We start from the raw sequence: 23,745 nt of genomic DNA, 5'->3' as shown, positions 1-23,745 counted from the left end.
AAACAATAGCAAAAGATCGCGGCCTTACAGACCCTGCTGCAAGGCGGGATCGTCCGGATTCAGTTGTTCGAGTTGGGCCAACAGAATCTGCACGTTTTGCAGTTGGCCGCTTTCTTTCCAGTAATTAATCAGCAGCACCCGCGCCCGGCGATCATTGGGATGACGCTGGACGATTTCCTGCAATTGATTTTGCGCCGCCTGCAATTCCTGTTCACCGTACAGTGTGGTGGCCAGGTCATAGCGGTAATCCTTGTTGTCCGGTTCCAGTTCCACGGCTTTGGACAGGCCGAGCAGGGCGAACTCGCTTTGGCCGTGGTGCAGCAGCCACAGCCCCAAGGCGTGTTGCAAATAGGCCGAATCCGGTTGAGCCTTGAGCTGTCTGGCCAGCAGTTGGCGGGCCGCATCGTTTTGCCCGAGTTTGTCCAGCACCTCAATCTGCATCACCAGCGCCGGTAGATTGTCCGGGGCAAGGCGCAAGGTGTTTTCCAGGGCCTGCTGCGCCTCTTTGAACTCGGCATTGTGCAAGTACAAGCGGGCCAGTTGATACTGGTTGTCGGCGTTCTGCGTCTCACGCTTGAGTGTTTGTTGCCAGGCATCGATGGCCTGCTCCAGTGGGCCGAAATACAAGCCAAGATCATCCGGCGAAAGCCCGAGCAACGCGTTGACGGCGGCCAGGCGTACGCTCTGCTCGGCGTCATCGAGCAACGGCCCCAACAACAGACTGCGTTGCCCGCTGGGGACCAATCCGCTGATGCTTTTGATTGCGGCAATGCGCACGTCTGGTGATTCATGTTGCAAATCCGCATCGGCCAGTTTCAGCGCGACAGAACTCGGATAGTTGGGCAACTCGGCATGCAGCCAGACGCGCCGTTTCGGCGAAATGTCAGGCCGGGCCAGTTGCTGGTAAAGCACCCGCGCCGCGCCCGGTTGGCCGGCACGGGCCTTTTCCAGCGCTTCGCTGTAACCGCGCTTGATGGCCTCAGGTATAACGGGCGTTGCACTGCGCAGATACATCCATACAAGGACGATGGCGAGCAGGGCACAGAGGCTCATTAGCAGATAACGGCGGGACTTGGGCATGCAGAATCCGGGCTGGCAAGCTTTTACAAAGTGATCAGCTTCGGTCAGGCAAGGCTTTGAGTCAAACCTTGGGCTGTTTTTGAAAGAGGATATTACGGCGGCCAAGTAAGGTGGCCAGATTTGCCCCTGACGGATTTGAAACAAATACTACCTGCTTTTAACGTGAGCTCTGCAAGCAGTTCAACGCCGACGTTGTCGTTCAACCCTGAATCAAAAAATCAAAACGCGCTTTCTGGAGGCCTTTTAGGCTCTTGGCAAGGCACGTATTGCATGCAAAACGTTAATGTCAGTCCATCGACGGCTCGCATTGCGCAGCATGGCATCGCCCCTCCGGTGCTTGATTGTTCTTCGTTTGCGCGCACGCCAAAATTTTGTAGCCAGGCAGAACTTGACCAGCAGTGGACAGCACTCATTGAGTACTTAAGCGGTGCAAGGCTTTGCGAGCAGGAAATAGTTGATGTCTTAAGTTCCGGCATTCTCCAGAAAGAAACTGGAAAGGCTGTCCGCGATATATTTGCCGATGCAATGCTGCGATCGATCAAGCGTGGCGGGACGCCTTCTGGATCAAGGTTGAAAGAAATTGTAGATGTAGTTTGCCATCTGCCGCACGGTCAATGGCACGCTGCGCTGGGAGAGCAGGTTCTGTTTACGACCAGGCCAGACGCCAAAGGTGTCATGGCGTTCATCCAGTCCATCCTGGATGGTCAGCGTGCAGAACGAGAGCAGAAAATCAGCGACAAACAGTTGGTATCCAATACCCAGTGGGATGCAATCAAGGGCATAGCCCAGGACACCAGGAAGTTCGTTCGTCAAAGCCATGCCGCTCTTGACGATGCATGGCAGAGGCTCAATGAGAGCTGCGAAGTGCGACCCGCTCCCAAAGAAGCACAAAAGCAGGTGGCGCAAGTGATTTCTGCGCTACGCAACCCATCACCTGATGAGCGAGTTCGTTGGACTGACCACTTGATCGATAAGCTCGAGGCCGTCTACAACCAGCTCGATCCGGAGTATCAATGGGCACCGCCAATGGCAGTGGAGACTAAGCCAGAAGTAATTTCGCTCAAGTTTTTCAATCCGCCGACATCGCAAGCTCCGACTCTATTGGCACAATTGACGGACTTTGAGCGATACGCAAATTTCTATTCGAGCGTCGACACCGCGGGACCGATTATTCCAGACAGTTTTTTCGGCAAGGTGTTGTACGTCTGTAACGCTCTGGACACCGTCGGCGCCTTGAAACTGGACAGTAGCCACATAACAACCCGCCCCGTTCCACCGCCAAACAGTGATGCGTGGAAAAATGGAGCGTCGGATTTTTCACGAGCGCCGTTAGAGGTTGCTTCGCAACGACCGCAAACCGCCTATACAGAACCACTCGCCACTTGGTGGGAGTTCGCTACCCAAGTGGACGAGATTCTTAACCAGATCACCCGCAAGGTTGTGCCTTGGGACAGCGTTTCTGCTGTCGATGAACTTGAACTGCAGGAAATTCTGCAGAGTGTTCGGGTGGACCAACCTTTAAATCCAGGAGGCGAGCCAAATGAACACCCGCAGCACTTGATGAATGATGTCGGCGTCCAATTGAGTAGCTGGTTGGCCCGAATGAGCGGCCGTCTAGTCAGCGCTGGCGTAGCTGTTGTGGGCCGCACGGGGGATTTGTTAGAGCGAAATCCGGGTAAGGCAGCCGGTCTGTTTGCTACCTACATGGCTGTCAGCACCTTTTACACCCACTGGTTTCTGCCTGAACCCGAACGCATGGTTGATCCTTTGCGAGGCCTGGAACTCACTCCCGATGCCACGCCGGATCAAAGCTCGCTGGTTGATGAATACGTCGTCGAGCGCATTGAAGATCTATTTGAAATTCAGCCGGATTTTGCAAGTGAAGTAGAAGCACTGATCAGCGAGTCCGATTATCCAGATCCCGTAGACGATCCCCAGCTGATCGAGAAGCTTGAGACACTCTTGCGGCAGCCAGTACCGGCCAGCCAATATCTGACCTACCAGGATTACCTCGATGAAATCGCCGAATTGGCGGAGGTAGAAGTAGAAGCAGGTGATGAGCTCGAAGACGATGGGGCGAATGGATCGACCTCCGAGCCAACCCCTACCACGGAGCGCGACCGGTCGATAGCCGCTATGTCCGTAAACATTCGTCCCAAGCGCAGCGTTGATGGCCATGGGGCGTCACTGTTTGATGTTCAAGGTTCTGCAGGCGGCGTATCTGCACACGCTTGCGTCCGCTTGCTGGTTCGGGCGGCACAACGTTCAGTAGATGAAAAAAGCTCTATCCGGCCGGGCGAAGTCATCGCACCAGGAGTCACCATAAGTCAGGCCGCAGATCTGTTTATCAAGGATTTTGTCGAGTTGCAGACTGTACTGAATCCGACATTATTCATTTTGTCGTCTGTAGAACAGCTGATCACCGACTCGGACTTGCCTGCTGATCTTAAAGCACAGTTAACGTATAAAACATCCATCAGAGTCGATTACGACCTACCGCCCCCGAATGGAAAGCATGGTGGATATTTTCAACACACCAGCAGGTATGAAATGTTCACCCTGGCCGATCTGGTAATGGGTCAGCATGAAAAAAAGAAAAAATCACGCGAGGAGGTAAAAATCAGTTGGCCTTCCTCCTATACAAGTGACTTCAAGGCGTCGCTGGAAGGGGCAAACCTTTGGGCGGATTATAAAACCCTGTCGGAAAAGGTTTTATCCAAGCCTCAGACGTACGAATTATGGAAAAGCAATCTCGACTTTAAACTGAAGCATTTGGTCAGTGATTATCTCGGAGGAAATAGTACTTCGAAAGAAGGTAAAGAGGTCGCTGGAAAATTTTTGGCGGGGGAAATTCGGCTTAGGCCTATCAGCATCAAGCAGGGCAAATACAGCGATATGTTTCGAGTGTCAAATGCTGTGTTTTTAACCAAAAATCGTGGGCCTGAGGGGTTGTTTGTTTTCCTGGGCGGGAACGAGACTGTTATCGAGAGCCCTGTGGAGCTATTTCAGAAAGATGGAAAGTCCATAGAGCAATTTCCTGAGTTAAGAAACGAGTTGTCAAACCGCATACCGCTCAAGGATTTTTTGGCTCGTGACGATGATGATTTCAATTACAGTCAGGGGAAATTCGAATGGGGATGGAACCCCGTTGATATGTTCAACGACTATAAATGGCCTTATACCCCCATTATCTTTGGTCGTAAAGACGGCCCCACTTACTATGGGGAGGAACATGACGCTTTTAAAGTCATGTTCGAGGACGCAGTTGATAAGGCCAAATCCGATATGGACATATTGACCTCAACGTGGGGGGAACGCACTGTTGACAAGCTATTGGAGGTGTTCACCAATTCGTTGATGGGGCTGGCGATGATTTTGGCGCTGCCAGGAGCACCCACCGCCGGGCTTGCCTTTATGATGGGGGCAAGTTCTTCGTCAGTGCAGTATTTGCGGGGGCAGTTAAACGAGGACCCCCTCGAGTCCAATCGACATAAATCCAATGCGGTAATAGGTATGGTTGCCCAAATTGCCGGTCCGCACATCGGGAAAGTACTCGGGAAGGCATTTTCCAAAGCCATAGATTCGCGCGTCGCGGGTAAGATTTTTGAGCGACTTCGGTATTCTGGTTACTTTCCCGAGGCCATTTCCAAACATCTTCCGAAATACGGGCATGTCGCTTCGCCGATGGCTACTACGGCTGGAAAAATAGAAAAATGGATTGCGCCCAGGGTTAGAAATCCCTGGAGTATTCAAGATAAAGTAAACCGAAAACTGTCCAATAATGTGCTTGCGAGTCGATTGAGGTCTCTGGATAAAGGGCCGCAAATTGCTCAAAAACTCATGGATCGCTCCCGGGTTTTATATTTTGCCGGGCCTAAGGAGGGTTACGTACATCGGGGTTTCGTGATGCGTGGAGATGTGCGATCCCCACAAGACGTTTTTACGAGTGGCTTCAAATCCAATGGGCCAGTAAACAATGTCAATAACATTAACGGCGTTAACCCCAAGAGTGGGGCGGACGCCGGTGTGCAAACGTCAGGTTACTACGATAACAACGGGATGGGGGCGTTTTACCAAGGAGGAAAGCAGGGGGGATACACCTATTTGATTGATGGCAGAAGTGTCAATGGCTATGACGTGCTAAGGAATAAAAACTGGATGTCTGCATCAGGAGCAAGATTAGGCTCTAATCCATATCAAATTAATTATGCAAAAGATATTCCGGGTTCAAAGGTGCTTGGTGCCTACGACAGCGCTGGTCAGTTCATACCTAATCCGAAAGCGCTGAATCGCGCCATTGAAAAGAGCATTCCAAATCCTTTTGTAGAAGCAGTGCCTTTTCCAATAAAGAAACTTGTCCAAAATCAAAACGCAACTCTAGTGTCGGGCGGGTTGCCCCAGTAAAGGATTGGCTGATCAGCCAGATAAGTCATAGTCAATCTCCGTCCCGGCATTTCACGGCTTGCGGACGGAGTGGCAGACAAAACCTTCCATCAATCCATGCAGTGACTACGCTTGCTGAAGATGAGTCAGCGAGCACTGCATGCAAGCGCTACTGCAATACTTCAAAGCCATCCTCCACCCCGGCCCTGGGGTATTGCTGTTCGCCTTGAGAACCATTGCGGCCGGGCTGCTCACGTTGTACCTGGCCTTTGTGTTTGACCTCGAGCAACCCAAGTGGTCGATCATGGCGGTGGTCATCATCAGTCAGCCCTTGGCGGGCATGGTTTTGGCCCGCAGCTTTGGCCAGGTCATCGGCACCACCCTGGGGGCGGCGGTGGCCGTGGTGATCATGGCGATCTTTCCCCAAGCGCCGGTACCGTTCCTCATTACGCTGTCCCTGTGGCTGGCGTTGTGTACCGCAGGTGGCACCTTGTTGCGCTACACCAGTTCCCAGGCGTTCGTGCTCAGCGGTTATACGGCGGTGGTGGTGGGGCTGCTGGCGGTGCCGGAACCGGACGGCACGTTTTTGCTGGCCGTGACCCGGGTCACCGAAACACTGCTGGCGGTGGCCTGCGTTTGTGTCGTCAGCCTGTTGACGGCACGCCCGGAGGCCGTGGCCAAGGATTACTTCGCCCGGATCGATCAGGTGATCAAGCTGCTGGCTACCCACGCCAGCGCCGTGATTCGTACCGAGGAAAGCGAGGCCGAGTTCCACCGTCGACAAATGCAGTTGCTTGGGCAGATTGGCGCATTGGAAGGCGTCCGCCGGCACCTGTATTACGACGCGCCGCGCTTGCGCAGTGCCGATGATCTGGTGCAATTGCTGGGCAACCAACTGGTGCTGTTGACGGCACGGCTCACCGCATTGCGCCATCAGCGCGATCTTTTGCTGGAACGCTGGGAGGGCGAGATCCCTCTGGAGATTCGTGAGCTGCTCACGCAAGAACTGGCGTTTCTCGATGAATTGGCCCGGCAAGGGCGTGCGCTTCCGGCAGAGCAACGGCGACAGTTTGCGGACCTGCAAAAGCGCTTTGATGCACTGGCCTACCGCTCGGAACAGCTCACCGAGCCCTTGAAGGCGACGTTGCGCTCGCTGTCCTGGTCAGTGCGCTGGGAACAGGCGCGAATGCTGCAGCAGATGGAAACCATTCTGGAATTGAGCGACGCGATCCAGAGCGGACGCGGTGCCAGCAGCATGTTTCGCGGTCGGAAGAATCCCTTGCATCTGGATTACACGCTGGCGGCAATGAATGCCATCCGCGCCTACAGTGCGTTGATGGTCGCTGGCCTGATCTGGATCGAAACCGGCTGGGATGGCGCCCGGGGCGGGATGATCGTGACTGGCATCCTCTGTTCGTTGATGGCGACGTTTCCCCGGCCATTGCTGGCGGTCCAGAGTTACGCCCGGGGGTTGGGACTGGCGCTGGTGGTGTCGGCGCTCCTGCAGTTTGCCCTGGTGCCGATGATCAGCAGCTTCGAAATGCTGGCGTTGCTGCTGGTGCCCTTGCTGTATGCGGTCGCCGTGGGGTTGTCCAGCCCACCCACCACAGGGACCGGAATTGGTCTGGGGCTGACGACGTTTTTGCTGTTGGGACCGCAAAACACCGGGTTGGGACAGAACACCGCGATCCAATGGTTCGAATTTGCCGGCGCTTACGTGTGCGCCGCCGCATTGGCCTTGAGTGTCTATGCGCTGATTTTCCCCTTCAGGCCCGGTCTGCGCCTACGGCGGTTACACCAGGAAAACTGCGAGCAGGTTTACGCTTTGCTGAAAATGCCGGCCACCGATGAAAACCAGTTCGCCTTCGAAAGCCGCATGGTCGATCGCCTCACCATGATGCTGGGTCTGCTGCCAGCCATTGAAGACACGTCTGCGCGAGATCTGTTTGAAGTCAGTCTCGGCAGCATGGCCCTGGGCATCGCTTTGAATCAACTCAGGCAGCAAGCGCAGAACAACAGCCTGTTGAGTCCGGACACGCAAAGTCGGGTGCTGGCCACGGTGCGCGAAACCGGTCGGTTTGTCGCAGCCCGGCCCGGCATAGAAGTCGACAGCCTGCTCGACAAGTTACGTGCCCTGGGCGATGAACTGGACGCGTTGCATTCAAGTGTCCATGAACACCTGTGGTCGGTGTTTCGCATGCGCGTGGCGTTGTTGATCGTCGTGTCGTTCCTGGAGCGACACCGCGGCCACTTTGAACCTGCGCAATCCCAAGGAGTGCCAGCACTTGCCCATTGATCTGGAAATAGGCGGTGTCTACCTGCCGCCGATTGCCCAGGCGCTGTTGCTGGGCCTGCCCATTTTTTTGCTGCTGGACTGGATACTGCGGCGCCTCGGCGTGCTCCGGTTCGTCTGGCATGAAGCCTTGTTCGAAGGCGCGTTGTACGCCTGCGTGTGCGCGACCTTGATTTTGTTGATGGGAGCCTGATGCCTTGAAGACGATTCTTGCCCGACTCTCGACGGTCGCCGTGGTGGTGCTGGCGTTTGTGCTCGGCTGGTTTGCCTGGGAACACTACACCCGTGCGCCATGGACCCGGGATGCGCGGGTGCGCGCCGATGTGGTGACGTTGTCTGCCGATGTCGCCGGACGCATCGTCAAACTCAACGTGCAAGATAACCAGCACGTGGACAAAGGCCAGTTATTGCTTGAAATCGATCCTTCACGCTACCGCCTGGCGGTTGAACACGCCAAGCGTGCGGTGGAAGTGTCCAAGGCTTCATTGGGGCAATCGCAAGCGACGATTGTCGCCAGCCAGGCATTGCTCAAGCAGCGGCAAAGCGAGGAACGCCGCCGGCGGACCCTCAAGGAGCGCTCGGCGATTTCCGGCGAAGAGTGGGAGAAATCCAACACCGACGTGTCGGTGGCCGAAGCCGACTTGTTACGCAACCAGGCCAACCTGGGGTTTGCCCAGGCCAACGTGCAACTGGCGATCGCCGCGCTGGCCGAGGCTGAACATGATCTTGAACGCACCCGGGTGCTCTCACCGATCAGTGGCTTTGTCACCAATCTGTTGACCCGACAGGGCGACTACGCGACTGCCGGTGGTCCGTTGGTGGCGTTGGTGGACAGCGATTCGTTTTATGTCAGCGGCTACTTTGAAGAAACCAAATTGCCGAGAATCGGGGAGGGCGACCGGGTCGACATCGAGTTAATGAGTGGCGAGCGATTTGGCGGCACCGTGCAAAGCATCGCCTCCGCCATCGCCGACCGGGAAAACCTGCCCGGCGGGCGATTGCTGGCCAACATCAACCCCAGCTACACCTGGGTCAAACTGGCGCAGCGGGTGCCGGTGCGAATCAGGATTGACGATGAATATCCCGGCAAAGACAAATTGCGCGCCGGTACGACGGCGACCGTGACGGTGGAGGAAAACCACGATGCTGAAGAGCACCGCTAATCGTGCGGGAGCGGTGAGTTCAACCTTTCGTGCAGGCGAAAAAAACCCCGCGACCGAAAGGTTCGCGGGGCAAAAAATTGGTTGGTTGCGGCCAACCAAAGGAGCTCTTTAGAAAACCGTGTTACTTGCTGGCCACCGTCTCCGGCTGCCAACCGCCACCAAGGGCCTTGTAAATCGCGACGATGCCGCGATACAGATCGATCTCGGCCTGGGCCTGGGTATCTTCTGCCGCGAGACGTTCGCGCTGCGCATCCAGCAGCACCAGGAAATCGGCGGTGCCTTCGCGGTAACGGATCTCGGCGAGATCGGCCGCAGAACGGCTCGATTCACTCTGACGAATCAGCGAGATCAGCCGCTGCTGGCGTTTGCCGTAGTCGCTGAAAGCGTTCTCCGACTCTTCAAGCGCCAATAGAACTTGTTGCTCGTAGCTCGCCAGTGCGCCTTCGGCATCGGCATCGGCGCCACGCAAACGGGCACGCACGCTACCCAGATCAAACGCGGCCCAAGTGATGCTCGGGCCGAGCGCCCAGGCGTTGGCCGCCGAGGAACCGATCTGCGAACCGCGCCCGGCGGTGAAACCGAGGAAACCGCTGAGGCTGACGCGAGGGAACAGATCCGCCTTGGCCACGCCGATCCTCGCCGTGGCCGAAGCCAGTTTGCGCTCGGCGCTGAGAATGTCCGGGCGACGTTGCAGCAGTTCACCCGGATCACCGATCGGCAGCGCCTTGGCAATGGCCGGCAAGTCTTTCGGGCTCAGGTCCACGGTCAACTTGTCCGGCCGCTCGCCCAGCAAGGTAGCGATGCGGTTTTTCTGCCGTACCTGTTCAGCCTGCAATTGCGGCACGCTGGCTTCGACCGAGGCCAGGCGAGCGTCCGCGCGCTCCACATCGAGCTGATCGCCGACGCCGGCATCACGCAGACTGATGGTGATCTTTCGCGATTCCTGTTGGTTGTTCAGGTTGGCCAGGGCAATTTTTTCTCGCAACTGAGCGCCGCGCAGTTGGCCATAAGCGTCCACCAGTTCGGCAATCATGGTCACTTGCAATTGATACAAGTCAGCCTCAATCGCTTGTTGCTCGGCGTCGGCCGATTCCAGGTTGCGCTGGATGCGACCGAACAGATCGATCTCCCAGGCCATGTCCAGCCCCAGGTCATAGCGCTCGCTATTGACCCGTTTGGTGGTCTCGCCGGGAATCTGCCCTTTGCCCAGATCACTGCTGGCCCGGCTGGTGATGGTCGGCATGGCGTCATTGCTGACATCGTCACGGATCGCCCGCGCGGCTTTCCAGCGGGCGAAGGCGACGCGCAAATCACGGTTGCCCTTGAGCGATTCGGTCACCAACTGGTTAAGCGTCGGATCTTCGAACTGCTGCCACCAGATGCCTTCGAATCGCGAACGGTCAAAGTTCTTCTGACCCGCCGCACCCTCGGTGGCGGTGGTGATGTTGGCCGGTTCAGTGGCTGGGGTCTTGTAGTCCGGGCCGACGGCACAGGCGCTCAGCGCCAGTACCAGCAGGCTTGGCAGGAAAACTTTCAAAGTCATCAATGCGACTCCAGCTGATTTTGCAGTTTCAGCGTTTTGGCGGCCTTGCGGGCTTCACCGCGTTCGACGAAGTTACGGATCAGTACGTAGAACACCGGCGTCAGCAACAGACCGAAGAACGTCACCCCGAGCATCCCGGAGAACACCGCCACACCCATCGCGTGACGCATCTCGGCACCGGCTCCGCTGGAGAACACCAGTGGTACTACACCCATGATGAACGCGAAGGAGGTCATCAGGATCGGCCGCAGACGCAGACGGCAAGCCTCCAGTACCGCAGCCAGGGGGCTGAGGCCTTCCTGTTGTTTATCCTTGGCGAATTCGACGATCAGAATCGCGTTCTTACAAGCAAGCCCCACCAGTACGATCAGGCCGATCTGGGTAAAGATGTTGTTGTCGCCGCCGGACACGATCACCCCGGTAATGGCCGACAGCAGCGTCATCGGTACGATCAGGATCACCGCCAGTGGCAAGCTCCAGCTTTCGTATTGAGCGGCGAGCACCAGGAACGCCAGCAATACGCAGAGCGGGAACACGAACAGCGCAGTGTTGCCAGACAGGATCTGCTGGTAGGTCAGGTCGGTCCATTCGTAGGTCATGCCGTTCGGAAGTTCTTCCTTGAGCAGTTTCTCGATGGCTTTTTCCGCCTGGCCGGAGCTGTAGCCGGGGGCTGCGGCACCGTTGATTTCAGCGGTGACAAAACCGTTGTAGTGCGATACGCGGTCGGGGCCTGACGTGTCGCTGACCTTGATGAAGGTAGCCAACGGGATCATCTCGCCCTTGTTGTTGCGCACTTTCAGCTGGCCGATCTGATCCGATTCGAGACGGAACTGTTGTTCTGCCTGAACGTTGACCTGATAGGTGCGACCGAAGCGGTTGAAGTCGTTGGCATACAGCGAACCCAGGTAGATCTGCAGGGTGTCGAAGATGTCGCTGACCGCCACGCCGTGGGTCTTGGCTTTTTCCCGGTCGATGGCGGCATCGACCTGCGGCACGTTCACGGTGTAGCTGGTGAACAGGTTGGCCAGTTCCGGAACGTTATGGCTCTTGGCGATGACGTTCATGGTTTCCTTGTACAGTTCTTCGTAACCCAGGTTGCCCCGGTCTTCGATCTGCAGGCGGAAACCACCGATGGTGCCCAGGCCTTGTACCGGAGGCGGCGGGAAGATCGCCATGTAGGCTTCCTGAATCTCGGCGTACTGGCCGTTCAAGGCACCGGCAATCGCCCCGGCGGACATGCTCGGGTCTTTACGCTCGTCAAACGGTTTCAACGTCACGAACACGATGCCGGCGTTCGGGCTGTTGGTGAAACCGTTGATCGACAGGCCAGGGAAGGCCACGGCACTTTCCACGCCAGGCTGTTTCAGGGCCAGGTCGGACATGCGCTTGATCACGTCTTCGGTACGGTCCAGGCTAGCGGCGTCCGGCAATTGCGCGAACGCTACCAGGTACTGCTTGTCCTGGCCGGGCACGAAACCGGTCGGGGTGCTCGAGAAACCGAAGAAGGTCAGGACCATGAGGCCGGCGTACAGCAGCAGGGCGATACCGCTTGAGCGGATCACACGGCCGACGGTGCCGACATAACCGTGGCTGGCTTTCTCAAAGAAACGGTTGAACGGACGGAACAGCCAGCCGCCGAAAACCTTGTCGAGGATTTTCGAAAAACGATCTTTCGGCGCGTCGTGGCCTTTGAGCAATACCGCGGCCAGGGCCGGCGACAGGGTCAGCGAGTTGAAGGCCGAGATCACCGTCGAAATCGCAATGGTCAGGGCGAATTGTTTGTAGAACTGCCCCGTCAGGCCGGAGATGAACGCTGCCGGGACGAAGACCGCACAGAGCACCAGCGCCGTGGCGATGATCGGGCCGGTTACTTCGCCCATGGCTTTTTTGGTCGCTTCGACCGGCGTCAGTCCGAGCTCGATGTTGCGCTCGACGTTCTCCACCACCACGATCGCATCGTCCACCACGATACCGATCGCCAATACCAGGCCGAACAGCGACAGGGCGTTCAACGAGAAGCCGAACAAATGCATCACCGCAAACGTACCGATCAACGATACCGGCACCGCCACCAACGGAATGATCGAGGCGCGCCAGGTTTGCAGAAACAGGATCACCACCAGTACCACGAGGATCAGCGCTTCGAAGAGGGTGTGAACCACCGCCTCGATGGAGCCGCGCACGAAGATCGTCGGGTCATAGACGATGCTGTAGTCCATGCCTTGAGGGAAGTTTTTCTTCAGTTCATCCATCTTGCCCCGAACCTGGTTCGAGATGTCGATGGCATTGGAGCCCGGACGCTGGAAGATCGGGATCGCCACCGCCGGCTGATTGTTCAGCAGCGAACGCAGCGCATATTGGCTGGAGCCCAACTCGACACGGGCGATATCTTTCAGGCGAGTGATTTCACCATCGTCGCCTGAGCGAATGATAATGTTCTCGAACTCCTCCTCGGAAACCAGGCGACCTTGAGTGTTGACCGACAGCTGGAAGCTTTGGGCATTCGGTGCAGGCGGAGCGCCCAGGGCACCGGCCGCTACCTGACGGTTCTGTTCACGAATCGCGGACACCACATCCGTCGCCGTCAGGTTACGTGAAGCGGTCTTGTTCGGGTCGAGCCACACCCGCAGCGAGTAATCGCCCATGCCGAACAATTGCACGTCACCGACACCGCCCAGACGCGCCAGCTCATCCTTGATGTTGAGCAGGGCGTAGTTGGACAGGTAAAGCATGTCGTAGCGTTTGTCCGGCGAGGTCAAGTGCACCACCATCGTCAGATCGGGCGACGCCTTGTCCACGGTGATACCAATGCGCGTCACTTCCTCGGGAAGTTTTGGCTCGGTCCGGGTCACGCGGTTCTGCACCTGCACCTGAGCGTTGTCCAGGTCAGTGCCCAGCGCGAAGGTGATGGTCAGGGTGATCTTGCCGTCAGCGGTCGACTGCGAGGACATATAAAGCATGTTCTCGACGCCGGTGATCGCTTGCTCCAGCGGAGCGGCTACGGTTTCACCGATGACTTTAGGGTTGGCACCCGGGAAGTTGGCGCGGACCACAACAGTCGGCGGCACGACTTCCGGGTATTCGCTGATCGGTAACTGGAACAGCGAGATCGCACCGGCGATCAGGATCAACAGCGATAGCACCGCTGCGAAGATCGGCCGTGAAATGAAGAATTGGGAAAAATTCATCGGAGTCGTTATCCCTTAACCGCGTGGGGTCGCTGCAGCCAGTTTCACAGCCGTACCCGGCGCGGCCTTGGCAGGCGCGACTTGGGGCAGGTTGCTGGCTTCCAGCGCTTGTCGTTGTTGTGCAAGGGCCGCGAGGGTTTGTTCGCTGGCCATCGGGATGACTTCAGGCGTGACGGGCGAGCCTGGGCGCACTCGTTGCAGACCCTTGACGATGACGGTGTCGTCCTTGTTCAGGCCATTGCGCACAATGCGCAAACCTTCGATTTTCGGACCCAGCTCGACCGCGCGGTAAGCGGTTTTGTTGTCGGCGTCCATGACCAGTACGAACTTCTTGCCCAGGTCGGTACCGACGGCTTCGTCATTGATCAGCATGGCGTTGTAGGTGCCGCTGCCCACCAGCTTCAGGCGTGCATAGAGGCCAGGGGTGTAGCTGCCGTCGCTGTTATCGAACACGGCGCGACCACGGATGGTGCCGGTTTTCGGGTTGACCTGGTTGTCGACGAAGTTCATCACACCCTGGTGCGGGTTGCCGTCTTCATTGGACAGGCCCATGTAAACCGGTGTGGTGGCGCCGCGTTTGCCCTGGCGGGCGAGCTGGGTGTACTTGAGGAACACACGCTCGTCAGCATCGAAGTAGGCGTAGACCTTGTCGGTGGACACCACACTGGTCAGCGGGGTGGTGTCGGCGGTCACCAGGTTGCCGGCGGTGATTTCGGCACGGCTGACGCGGCCGCTGATGGGTGAGGTGACGCGGGTGAAGCTCAGGTTCAGCTTGGCGAGGTCCAGTTGCGCTTGCAGAGCACCGACAGCGGCACGGGCTTCTTGCGATGCGCTGGTGCGCGAATCGGCCAGTTCGGCGGAAATCGCGTTGCTGGCGCGCAGGCGCTCGCCGCGCTGGGCTTCGTTTTCACTGCGGGTGGCGTTGGCGCGAGCCTGGGCCACCAGCGCTTCGAGGCGGCGGACCTCGGCCTGGAACGGACGCGGGTCGATCTGGAAGAGCAAGTCGCCTTTCTTGACCAATGCACCTTCAGTGAAAGCCACGTCATCGATCTGGCCGGAGACCCGTGGACGAATCTCTACGGTTTCCGGCGCTTCAAGGCGCCCGGTGAACTCGTCCCACTCGTTGACCGGTTGCACCAGCACCTTGGCGACGCTGACTTTCGCTGCTGGCATCGTGGCGGCGGTTTCGGGCGCCTTGCCGCAAGCGCTGATCACCACCATGGCCAATAAAGCCAGCGGGAAGCGCAAATGTTTGAATGACTGTTCCATGGATGCATCCGCCAATGTGTTGAGATTGGCGAATGATGCTCGGCAGGGTGGTATCGCACGAATCGAATGAGGCGAAGGTAACTATCATCCGGAATGATATAAGACCTGATTCAGCCCTCTAGCTTGCGCCTCTGGTTAGCGGACCATCAATTGGCCTGATGTAAATTGTGTGTTGCCGAAAACGCACGAATGAGACTTGACACCGAGGTGTGGTCATCGCTGGCAGGCTGACCTGCTAGCGATCGGGTCATCAGCCTCACCGCAAGATCCGGATCAGGCCAAACTATCCGGATCGCCAAAGAACATCTGAATTCGCGACCGCAACCATCGCTCGCCCGGGTCGTTATCCTGCGACCCGCGCCACGCCATGTGCAATTCAAAACTGCGCACCGGCAACGGCGGTTCTTCCGCTCTCACACCGCCAGCTGCCGTGAGGGCTTCGGCTGTGTAGTCGGGAACGGTGGCAACAATGTCGGTACCGCTCAACAACGTACTCAGCCCGTTGAACTGCGGTACGGCGAGAACCACGTGGCGTTTACGCCCGAGTTTTTCCAGCTCTTCATCAATGAAGCCGCTGAGGTCACCGGCGAACGACACCAGTGCATGGGGCCGCGCACAGAAGTCATCCAGGCTCAACGGCCCCGGTACGGTATCGGCGCGCAGCAGCTTGGGCGAACTGCGGCGCAGGACTTTGCGCTTGGCGTTCGCCGGCAGGTCGGTGGTGTAGCTGACGCCGATGGAGATTTCGCCGGACGCCAGCAACCCCGGCATCAGGATGTAATTGACGCGCCGCACCACCAGTACGATCCCCGGGGATTCGGCGCGCAGGCGCTTGAGCAACATCGGCAGCAGGGCGAACTCGACGTCGTCTGACAGACCGATACGGAACACCGCGGTGCTGGTGGCGGGATCGAACTCGGCGGCACGGCTCACGGCGGTGGAAATCGAGTCCAGCGCCGGAGAGAGCAGGGCGAAGATCTCCACGGCCCGGGCAGACGGTTCCATGCTGCGGCCGGTACGCACAAACAACGGATCATCGAACAGGCCGCGCAAGCGCGAGAGCGCCGCACTGATGGCCGGCTGGCCGAGAAAAAGCTTCTCTGCAGCGCGGGTTACGCTGCGCTCGTGCATCAGGGTTTCGAATACGATCAACAGGTTGAGGTCGACACGACGCAGGTCATTACGATTCATCTGGAGTCCTGGCAGAGTCAGTAAACTTGACGTGAGCGGCCATATGAGAACAATGGCCAGCAGGAATATTACGGGGAAAGGCTGGTACTCTGCACCGAGTAATTTCAGATTTCCTACATAAGCTGCTGCGGTTTCTTACGACATCTGACGATGTTGCCGCTTATGCGGAATCAATGACAGGCATGTCGACTATTAATAGCCACAGATAGTGTTGGGTTGAAAGCCCAGCTAGAGTTCATGGCATTAGAGGTTCAATTGGCGAGGTTTGCGATGTCCCGCACGATCCGTTTTCACAAGTTTGGTCCGGCCGAGGTGCTCAAATGCGAAGAGCATGCGGCCGCTCTGCCTGCACCGGGTGAAGTGCAAGTGCGCGTCGAAGCGATTGGTATCAGCTGGTATGACACGCTCTGGCGTCAAAACCTGGCGTCGTCCCGCGCTCAGCTGCCATCCGGCCTTGGCCAGGAAATGGCGGGTATCGTCACCGCTGTTGGTGACGGTGTCGAAGACTTGGCTGTTGGTGACAAGGTCGCCAGCTTCCCGGCTCAAAGTCCGAACGATTATCCAGTGTATGGCGAGTTGATTGTGCTGCCACGTTCGTCGCTGACCCGCTACCCGGACGTGCTCAGCCCGATTGAAGCCAGCGTGCATTACACGCCGTTGTTGATTGCCTATTTCGGCTATGTCGATCTCGCACGGGTCAAACCCGGGCAATTCGCCCTAGTCACTGACGCCAGCCACTGCGCCGGCCCTTCGTTCGTGCAACTGGGTAAAGCCTTGGGTGTACGGGTGATTGCCGCGACCAAGTCGGCGGATGAACGTGAGTACCTGTTATCGCTGGGTGCCGAGAAAGTGATTGTCACCGAGGAAGAAGATCTGCTGATGCGGATCAACAAAATCACCGACAATCGCGGCGTGGATGTCGTGTTCGATGGTCTGGGCGGTCCTCAGATGTCGCTGTTGGGCGACGTCCTTGCACCGCGCGGCAGCCTCGTTCTGTACGGCCTGCAAGGCGGTAACCAGACGCCATTCCCGGCCTGTGCGGCGTTCCAGAAGAACATTCAGTTCTTCGTGCACTGTATCGGTAACTTCACCGGCAAGCCGGAACTGGGCATTATCCAGGACCAGGTCGCAGTGCAACGTGCCTTGCGTGACATCAACCAGCTGACCGCCGATCGTGTACTGCTGCCGCTCAAGACTCGGGTGTTTCCGTTTGCCGAGTTTGTCGAAGCTCATCGCTACATGGACGAATGCCCATGCCGCGAAAGGGTTGCGCTTCAGGTCGAGCCAGTCTGACGTTCTTAAAGAGTCCGTGGCTTCACGGACTCTTTTGCTTTCAGTACTTTCCTACATGAGACCTTCCATTGATCGCTCAGTGGAGCCGTTCAGCAACTGAACTGGTTTTTGCTCTCAATCTGTAGCTTCTAATCAGCATCTAAGCCCTGATAATTGAATGATTACTTTCATCTCAAGGAATGAGCTATGGGCCGCTATCAGGCTGATGCTTTTCAATGTTCGTTGCTGATAAATATCCATCGATTAATAGGCGTTTGTGCACTTGCCGGACAGTTGTTAGCTACTTCTTTCCTTATTTCTTGTGTTAAACGTCTGTGGGACGCTGTCGGACATTTCCTAGGACAGCGAAGGCCATGCAGTAAGCCCCAGTCAATGCGGGCTGCAAGGCTATCCGACAGTGGGCGGCGTCAGCATGGTCACCCACGCACCCAAGTGTTGATATGAACATTTAAGTGCTAGCATTTCTCCATATAACCAGTATTCAAATCATGTTCAGGTCAATCTCCTGCGCTGCGCGTTCAGCTATGTGCGCGATATTGAACTACGAGTATCAGGTACATAAAGATGACCAATATCCATGAACAAGCCATGAGCAATGTCTACCAACAAGTGCTGCAACGGCTGTTGAGTTTCTTTTCCCGGGCTGAACGCACGGCGCTGCAGTTGTTGATTCAACGCTTGGGAGTGGCCGCTGGCGGCATGGAGCAAATCGGTGACTTCAAGGTATTGGCGATTCAGACCGGCTCGCGCGACAGTTGTTTCTCCCTGGCGTTGCTGCGTGCCGCACAATTGACCATCGCCAGTCGGTCGCCGGCAACGTTTCACCTGCGCGTGGCGACCTTGCGCCTGAGCAGCACCAGCCCCGTGGCCCTGGACAACATTCATCGCACCTACAGCGCCTTGTTCGTCTACGACGATCCCCGGGTTGAAGTGTTAATGGTCGATAACCGCGAGGTCCTGCCGTTTGACCCCTTGGCGCCGATGACCATCGAGGGCCGCGAGGTCGAACGTACCCACCTGCTGATGGTTGGCCATGTGCGGGCCCTGGATGGACCGCTTGACCTGTGGGACAACGGCTACCTGGCCACCGGCGAGTTCTGGGGACAGATCACTCGCTGGAAACATGGCGTCGACGCCTTGATCTGTCACGACGCACCGCGCCAACAGAAACGATTTGTCGAGGGCCTGAAACGGGCTGCGGCGAAGGCCGGTCATGACGTGTCGAGGCATTACGCTCCCGGCTATGAAGGATTGTTTCCCCTGCTCGACGACCTCGGTGCACATGGCTATCGTCGCTTTTATTCGGAGCCGGGCTGCCAGCCCTGGCGCCCGGCGCAAGACTTTGAAACCTGCCGCCGCGCAACGCTTATTGATATGCACGACCTGCTGGTCAGCAATCTGGAGGAACGATGGCCGTTACTGACTGAGTTTCTCGGCTTCCGGGCGGACGAACTGGCAGCCCACCTCTGCGACAATGACTACAGCAGTCTCCCGGTCAGCGCACACGTGCGAGGGCTGCACGCCAGTTTCGTGCAAGGGCGCACCTATGAAGAGGGTGTTGGCGAATACCTGCAACGGGCCTTGGTGATGATGCGCCGTAAACAATTGCCGGAGCGCTTGTGCGATCAGGCGGTGGAAACATTTGGCAGCCCAGTGGCATTTACCGGGCAGCGGGCACGGACTGTCATTGAACTGCAACGCAACATGGGTTTGAGCGAAGCCCAGTTGGTGTGCCTGCTGTTTGCGCCTTTTGTCGACAGCGGCACAAACCTCGAGCGATTCCTGCGCCACTGCCACCCGGGGATGATGGTGGGATTGCCTGATTTGCATCGGGCCATGCAGGGACATCAGGTTGCCGATCAGGTCATGCAGTGGCTGACCGATGTCAGTGGTCTGCCGGTCAATCTGGTCCGCGCGCTGTATCGCATGAAATCGTTGGCTGTGGATGAGGGCAGGGTGGCCCGACCGGCAATCGGCGATGCCGCTCCTGATCCAGCCAAAGATCACTCGTCCGTGCCGGGTGAGACGTCAGCCGGTGGTTGAAAGTGAACCTTTGTCACCACACATGCGGCCCTCGCCCATGAAAAGGCCGCGTGAAACCGACTTCGCTTACCAGGCTGTATATCGTTACCTGACCCATCTCATTGGCGAGACAGCCAGCGATGCGCGTGTACGTCTGCCTTCGTTGCGGCAACTGGCGCAGCGGCTGAATGTATCGATCTCGACCATTCAGTACGCCTACGCACTGCTGGAGAAAGAAGGGCGGGTGTACTCAATGGCCAAATCCGGCTACTTCGCGCAGCCGATGTCTGCTGCGAACACGCTACACAGCGGCAATGACTTGCTCGAAAGCCTCTACGTCAACGCGCGCCGCCCAGGCATGCTGGTGCTGAGCTCAGACGATCCCGCGATGTTGCAGCCCATCGACAGCCCGCTGTTACTGCTGGAGAGAGAATTGCTGCGCCAGTATCCACGGCAGCCGCACGCGCACTCGCAACCCTGCGGCGAGCTCGAGCTGCGTATGGCATTGGCCGCGCGCTACACCACGTCACCGGTGCGTTGCTGGCACGCTGACGACATCTACATCGGGGCAGACTTGCGGGGTGTACTGGAAATTCTGATCGCGGTGCTGGGCCTCAAGGAAGAGACGGTCGTGGTTGAATCGCCGTGCGACTGGGGAATCCTGCGCCTGTTGGAAGCGGCAAGCGTTCGTGTCATCGAGTGGCCAGTCATGGCCGATGGCGGCCTGGACCATGATCTTCTCAAGGATCTGCTGGACACTGAGCCCGTACGCCTGGTGATGGTTTCATCCGGCCTGAATATGCCCAGGGGCAGCCAGGCGCCGGATGATAGCCGTGAGGCCATCGCGCAGTTGTTGAAGGCGCATGACTGCTGGGTCCTGGAGAACGACTGCTACGGAGAGCTTGAATTCGAACCCGTCGGGCCGAGATTCCGGGAGCTGCTGGCTCCGGAACGTCTGATCGTGTTTTCCACGTTCGAAAAAATCATGGGACCGGAGGCGCCCTTTGGTTATCTGCTTTCACGCCACATGGGCATGGAGTTGCAGCGCCATTTTCTGCTGCGGGCGTTTCGCTTGTCTGCCATCCGCCAGAAAGCCATTGCCCGCTTGTACAGCAACGGACGCATCGACCAGCACCTGCAATTGCTGCGGCGTCGACTCAAGGACGGCAAGGTGCAGATGATTCAGCTGCTGCAGGAGCGACTGGCCGATGCCTTGCATTTCGTCGAGCCACAAGGAGGGACAACCATCTGGGTGCGCCCGTTGCGACGGGTCAGCGTACGCCGCGTGTTCCAGCGGCTGCTCAAGCAGCAAGTGGTCATCGCGCCGGGTGAATTGTTCAGTCTGCAAGGTTTGCATGCACAACACCTGCGTTTGAGTCATAGCGTCGGCGCTGAGCAGGACCTGGCGAACGCCCTCGGTCTGCTGGCGGATGCGCTGCGTTTGGAGGCGGTCGATTGAGTGCAACTCCCTCTCAGGCGCAATGCTCGACTTTTATAACATTGTGCTTGCGCCTGGGACGGGATCGATAACGTCGCGCGGCGGTCAAACTGCCAGTAAACTGCGTTCCAACTCCTGAACCCTTCTATTCCAGAGGTTTTGCATGACACTCAGTCAATATGCGGGCAAACCGGCACCGGCAGAATTGTTGGTCGACATCCCGCGACTGGTTACGGCGTATTACACCGGCCAGCCAGATGCCGCCATTTCGACCCAGCGCGTGGCGTTCGGTACGTCAGGGCACCGAGGCAGCTCCTTCGACCTGAGTTTCAACGAATGGCACGTTCTGGCCATCAGCCAGGCCATCTGCCTGTACCGCGAAGCCCAGGGCATCGATGGCCCGCTGTTCGTCGGCATCGACACCCATGCGCTGTCCACTCCAGCCGGCGCCAGCGCCCTGGAAGTGCTGGCCGCCAATGGCGTGACCGTAATGATTGCCGAGGGCGACGAGTACACACCGACGCCGGCAATTTCCCATGCGATTCTCTGCTACAACCGCGGGCGCACCGCGGGCCTGGCCGACGGCATCGTCATCACGCCGTCCCACAACCCTCCGCAAAGCGGTGGCTACAAATACAACCCAACCAACGGCGGTCCGGCCGATACCCACATAACCAAGTGGATCGAAGCCAAGGCCAACGAACTGCTGGGCAACAAGCTCGCCGGCGTCAAACGCATCAGCTATGAACAAGCGCTGAAGGCCAGCACCACCCATCGTCACGATTATTTGAACACCTACGTTGCCGACCTGATCAACGTCATCGACTTTGACGCGATTCGCGATGCCAAGCTGCGTCTGGGCGTTGATCCGCTGGGCGGAGCAGGGGTGCGCTACTGGTCGGCGATTGCCGAACATTACCGCCTGGACCTGGACGTAGTGAACAAGGAGGTCGATCCGACTTTCCGCTTCATGACCGTCGACTGGGATGGCCAGATTCGTATGGACCCGTCGTCGACCCACGCCATGCAGGGCCTTATCGGCCTCAAGGAACGCTACGACGTGGCATTCGCCTGCGACCCTGATCACGATCGTCACGGCATCGTTACGCCGTCCGGTGGCTTGCTGGCGCCGAACAACTACCTCGCGGTGTCCATTGATTACCTGTTCCAGAACCGTCCGCAGTGGCGCGCCGATGCCGCCGTCGGCAAAACCGTGGTCAGCAGCGGCCTGATCGATCGTGTGGCCAAGCGCCTGGGTCGTCGCCTGTACGAAGTGCCGGTCGGCTTCAAGTGGTTTGCCGATGGCCTGTTCGATGGTTCGTTGGGCTTTGGTGGCGAAGAGAGCGCCGGCGCATCGTTCCTGCGCAAGGACGGTGGCGTCTGGAGTACCGACAAGGACGGGTTGATCCCGGCATTGTTGGCCGCCGAGATGACCGCTCGCACCGGCCGCGATCCAAGCCAGGCCTATCGTGCGTTGACCGATGAGCTGGGCGAGCCGTTTTCGGTGCGCGTCGACGCCAAGGCCAACCCGGAACAGAAAGCGCTGTTGAGCAAGCTGTCGCCGGCTCAGGTTACGTCGACCGAACTGGCAGGCGAGGCAATCCAGAGCATTCTCAGCCACGCGCCAGGTAACGACCAGGCGATTGGCGGCTTGAAGGTCATGACTGAGAATGGCTGGTTCGCGGCGCGCCCGTCGGGCACCGAAGACATCTACAAAATCTATGCGGAAAGCTTTGTCAGCGACGATCACCTCAAACAATTGGTGGCCGAAGCGCAGAACTTGGTGGATGGCGCCATCTCCACCCAATAGCCGAAGTCCTGAGTAGCCGAGGACCGATGTGGCGAGAGAGCAAGCTCCCTCGCCACAATTGAAAGGGCAGGCCTACAAAAAAAGGGGCGACCATTAAAACGGTCGCCCCTTTTTTTTCCGGCAATTACCGAATCAAGCCAGATCCACCAGCACGATCTCGCTGTCCTCGATCGCCGTCACCCGCAATACCTGCTCATCGGCAACCGCAACACCGTCTCGAGCTTGTGCACGCAAACCATTGACTTCAATGACGCCAGTGGCCGGAACCAGGTACGCGCGACGACCGCTGTCCAGTTGGTATTCCGCGGTTTCGCCGGCTTTCAGGTTTGCCGCCACCAATCGCGCATCGGCGCGAATGCGCAGGCTTTGATCATCGCCGGCTTTGCCGCTGGCCAGGGTGACGAAACCTTCGCGCTGACCTGCAGGGAACGGCTTGGCGCCCCAGGACGGTGCCAGTCCGGATTCATTGGGAATGATCCAGATCTGGAAAATCTTGGTCGGCGTCGCTTCCAGGTTGTATTCGCTGTGGGCGATCCCGGTGCCCGCGCTCATGACCTGAACGTCACCGGCTTCAGTGCGACCCTTGTTGCCCAGGTTGTCCTGATGGGTAATCGCGCCTTCACGCACGTAAGTGATGATCTCCATGTCCCGGTGTGGGTGCTGGGGGAATCCGGTGCCGGGGGCGATCACGTCGTCATTCCATACCCGCAGATTGCCCCAGTTCATGCGTTTGGGGTCGTAATACTCGGCGAACGAAAAGTGGTGATGGGCATCCAGCCAGCCGTGGTGGGCGCCGCCCAGCGAGTTGAAAGGTCTGAGTTCAAGCATGATCGTCTCCTGAAAGGTTCGTCATGGCGCCTGACGCGCGAGCCATGAAGCGAGGCCGGTGGTTGATGACGGGCATCATCCAACAGGCAATCATCGATAAAAAGCGTAAAAAATGCCTCATAACAATCGAATGGCTAGATATAAAACTTTCCAAAACGTTTTCATCGAGCCTTCACTTCATCGCATAAGCCAATGAGTCATAAGCATTTCACTAGAACTCAACGGTAAATGCGGACACCATAGC

At 57.8% G+C, this 23,745-nt stretch carries 14 protein-coding genes; 8 read left to right on the top strand and 6 right to left on the bottom strand.

Annotated features, from left to right (window positions below):
• Positions 1-24: 24 nt before the first annotated feature.
• On the bottom strand, positions 25-1,080 hold the full coding sequence (locus tag BVK86_RS03005) for a tetratricopeptide repeat protein (protein WP_075945014.1): 1,056 nt from the start codon (positions 1,078-1,080) through the stop codon (positions 25-27).
• A gap of 120 nt (positions 1,081-1,200) precedes the next feature.
• Here BVK86_RS03005 and BVK86_RS03000 point away from each other — a divergent pair, with 120 nt between their 5' ends.
• The 4 genes from BVK86_RS03000 (at position 1,201) to BVK86_RS02985 (ending at position 8,919) form a co-directional block, all read left to right on the top strand.
• Positions 1,201-5,484 carry a hypothetical protein gene (locus BVK86_RS03000; RefSeq protein WP_139315743.1) on the top strand — a complete coding sequence of 1,428 codons (4,284 nt, stop codon included), beginning with the start codon at positions 1,201-1,203 and terminating at the stop codon, positions 5,482-5,484.
• A 139-nt stretch (positions 5,485-5,623) separates the two neighbouring features.
• Positions 5,624-7,759, top strand: coding sequence for an FUSC family protein (locus tag BVK86_RS02995; protein ID WP_075945012.1), 2,136 nt, complete (start codon positions 5,624-5,626; stop codon positions 7,757-7,759).
• Positions 7,749-7,949 (top strand): DUF1656 domain-containing protein, encoded by a 201-nt coding sequence (locus BVK86_RS02990; protein WP_075945011.1) that lies wholly within the window; start codon positions 7,749-7,751, stop codon positions 7,947-7,949. Before BVK86_RS02995 ends, BVK86_RS02990 begins: the two co-directional genes overlap by 11 nt.
• Before the next feature lie 4 nt (positions 7,950-7,953).
• Positions 7,954-8,919: an HlyD family secretion protein gene (locus BVK86_RS02985; protein ID WP_075945010.1), complete on the top strand. Its 966-nt coding sequence runs from the start codon at positions 7,954-7,956 to the stop codon at positions 8,917-8,919.
• Positions 8,920-9,040: 121 nt separating this feature from the next.
• Here the strand turns inward: BVK86_RS02985 and BVK86_RS02980 are convergent, their stop codons facing one another.
• The 4 genes from BVK86_RS02980 to BVK86_RS02965 all read right to left on the bottom strand — a co-directional run bounded on the left by BVK86_RS02980 (position 9,041) and on the right by BVK86_RS02965 (position 16,110).
• Positions 9,041-10,462: an efflux transporter outer membrane subunit gene (locus BVK86_RS02980; RefSeq protein WP_075945009.1), complete on the bottom strand. Its 1,422-nt coding sequence runs from the start codon at positions 10,460-10,462 to the stop codon at positions 9,041-9,043.
• Positions 10,462-13,650: an efflux RND transporter permease subunit gene (locus tag BVK86_RS02975; protein ID WP_075945008.1), complete on the bottom strand. Its 3,189-nt coding sequence runs from the start codon at positions 13,648-13,650 to the stop codon at positions 10,462-10,464. Before BVK86_RS02975 ends, BVK86_RS02980 begins: the two co-directional genes overlap by 1 nt.
• A gap of 15 nt (positions 13,651-13,665) precedes the next feature.
• Complete coding sequence (mexE, locus tag BVK86_RS02970; protein WP_075945007.1) at positions 13,666-14,919, bottom strand: multidrug efflux RND transporter periplasmic adaptor subunit MexE; 1,254 nt, start codon at positions 14,917-14,919, stop codon at positions 13,666-13,668.
• Between the two features lie 273 nt (positions 14,920-15,192).
• Positions 15,193-16,110: a LysR family transcriptional regulator gene (locus BVK86_RS02965; protein ID WP_075945006.1), complete on the bottom strand. Its 918-nt coding sequence runs from the start codon at positions 16,108-16,110 to the stop codon at positions 15,193-15,195.
• Between the two features lie 270 nt (positions 16,111-16,380).
• Here BVK86_RS02965 and BVK86_RS02960 point away from each other — a divergent pair, with 270 nt between their 5' ends.
• The 4 genes from BVK86_RS02960 (at position 16,381) to pgm (ending at position 22,673) form a co-directional block, all read left to right on the top strand.
• Positions 16,381-17,403: a zinc-dependent alcohol dehydrogenase family protein gene (locus BVK86_RS02960; protein ID WP_075945005.1), complete on the top strand. Its 1,023-nt coding sequence runs from the start codon at positions 16,381-16,383 to the stop codon at positions 17,401-17,403.
• A gap of 564 nt (positions 17,404-17,967) precedes the next feature.
• Positions 17,968-19,446 carry a hypothetical protein gene (locus tag BVK86_RS02955; RefSeq protein ID WP_075945004.1) on the top strand — a complete coding sequence of 493 codons (1,479 nt, stop codon included), beginning with the start codon at positions 17,968-17,970 and terminating at the stop codon, positions 19,444-19,446.
• A 37-nt stretch (positions 19,447-19,483) separates the two neighbouring features.
• Positions 19,484-20,884 (top strand): aminotransferase-like domain-containing protein, encoded by a 1,401-nt coding sequence (locus BVK86_RS02950; protein WP_075945003.1) that lies wholly within the window; start codon positions 19,484-19,486, stop codon positions 20,882-20,884.
• A gap of 142 nt (positions 20,885-21,026) precedes the next feature.
• Positions 21,027-22,673, top strand: a complete 1,647-nt coding sequence (gene pgm / locus BVK86_RS02945) for a phosphoglucomutase (alpha-D-glucose-1,6-bisphosphate-dependent) (RefSeq protein ID WP_075945002.1) — start codon at positions 21,027-21,029, stop codon at positions 22,671-22,673.
• 132 nt (positions 22,674-22,805) lie between these two features.
• Here pgm and BVK86_RS02940 read toward each other — a convergent pair whose 3' ends face one another.
• Positions 22,806-23,501 carry a pirin family protein gene (locus BVK86_RS02940; protein WP_075945001.1) on the bottom strand — a complete coding sequence of 232 codons (696 nt, stop codon included), beginning with the start codon at positions 23,499-23,501 and terminating at the stop codon, positions 22,806-22,808.
• Positions 23,502-23,745 lie beyond the last annotated feature (244 nt).

The organism is Pseudomonas reinekei, from assembly GCF_001945365.1.
In the GTDB taxonomy this organism is placed as follows: Bacteria; Pseudomonadota; Gammaproteobacteria; order Pseudomonadales; family Pseudomonadaceae; genus Aquipseudomonas; species Aquipseudomonas reinekei.
Note: the sequence above shows the minus strand (reverse complement) of the source record. Positions and strands in the feature narration are given on the sequence as shown.

Excerpts from the sequence above, each read along its gene's own strand:
- BVK86_RS02980 (WP_075945009.1), bottom strand. The coding sequence starts at position 10,462 with ATGACTTTGAAAGTTTTCCTGCCAAGCCTGCTGGTACTGGCGCTGAGC.
- BVK86_RS02940 (WP_075945001.1), bottom strand. The coding sequence starts at position 23,501 with ATGCTTGAACTCAGACCTTTCAACTCGCTGGGCGGCGCCCACCACGGC.
- mexE (WP_075945007.1), bottom strand. The coding sequence starts at position 14,919 with ATGGAACAGTCATTCAAACATTTGCGCTTCCCGCTGGCTTTATTGGCC.
- BVK86_RS02955 (WP_075945004.1), top strand. The coding sequence starts at position 17,968 with ATGACCAATATCCATGAACAAGCCATGAGCAATGTCTACCAACAAGTG.
- BVK86_RS02950 (WP_075945003.1), top strand. The coding sequence starts at position 19,484 with ATGAAAAGGCCGCGTGAAACCGACTTCGCTTACCAGGCTGTATATCGT.
- pgm (WP_075945002.1), top strand. The coding sequence starts at position 21,027 with ATGACACTCAGTCAATATGCGGGCAAACCGGCACCGGCAGAATTGTTG.
- BVK86_RS02995 (WP_075945012.1), top strand. The coding sequence starts at position 5,624 with ATGCAAGCGCTACTGCAATACTTCAAAGCCATCCTCCACCCCGGCCCT.
- BVK86_RS02975 (WP_075945008.1), bottom strand. The coding sequence starts at position 13,650 with ATGAATTTTTCCCAATTCTTCATTTCACGGCCGATCTTCGCAGCGGTG.
- BVK86_RS02965 (WP_075945006.1), bottom strand. The coding sequence starts at position 16,110 with ATGAATCGTAATGACCTGCGTCGTGTCGACCTCAACCTGTTGATCGTA.
- BVK86_RS03005 (WP_075945014.1), bottom strand. The coding sequence starts at position 1,080 with ATGCCCAAGTCCCGCCGTTATCTGCTAATGAGCCTCTGTGCCCTGCTC.
- BVK86_RS02960 (WP_075945005.1), top strand. The coding sequence starts at position 16,381 with ATGTCCCGCACGATCCGTTTTCACAAGTTTGGTCCGGCCGAGGTGCTC.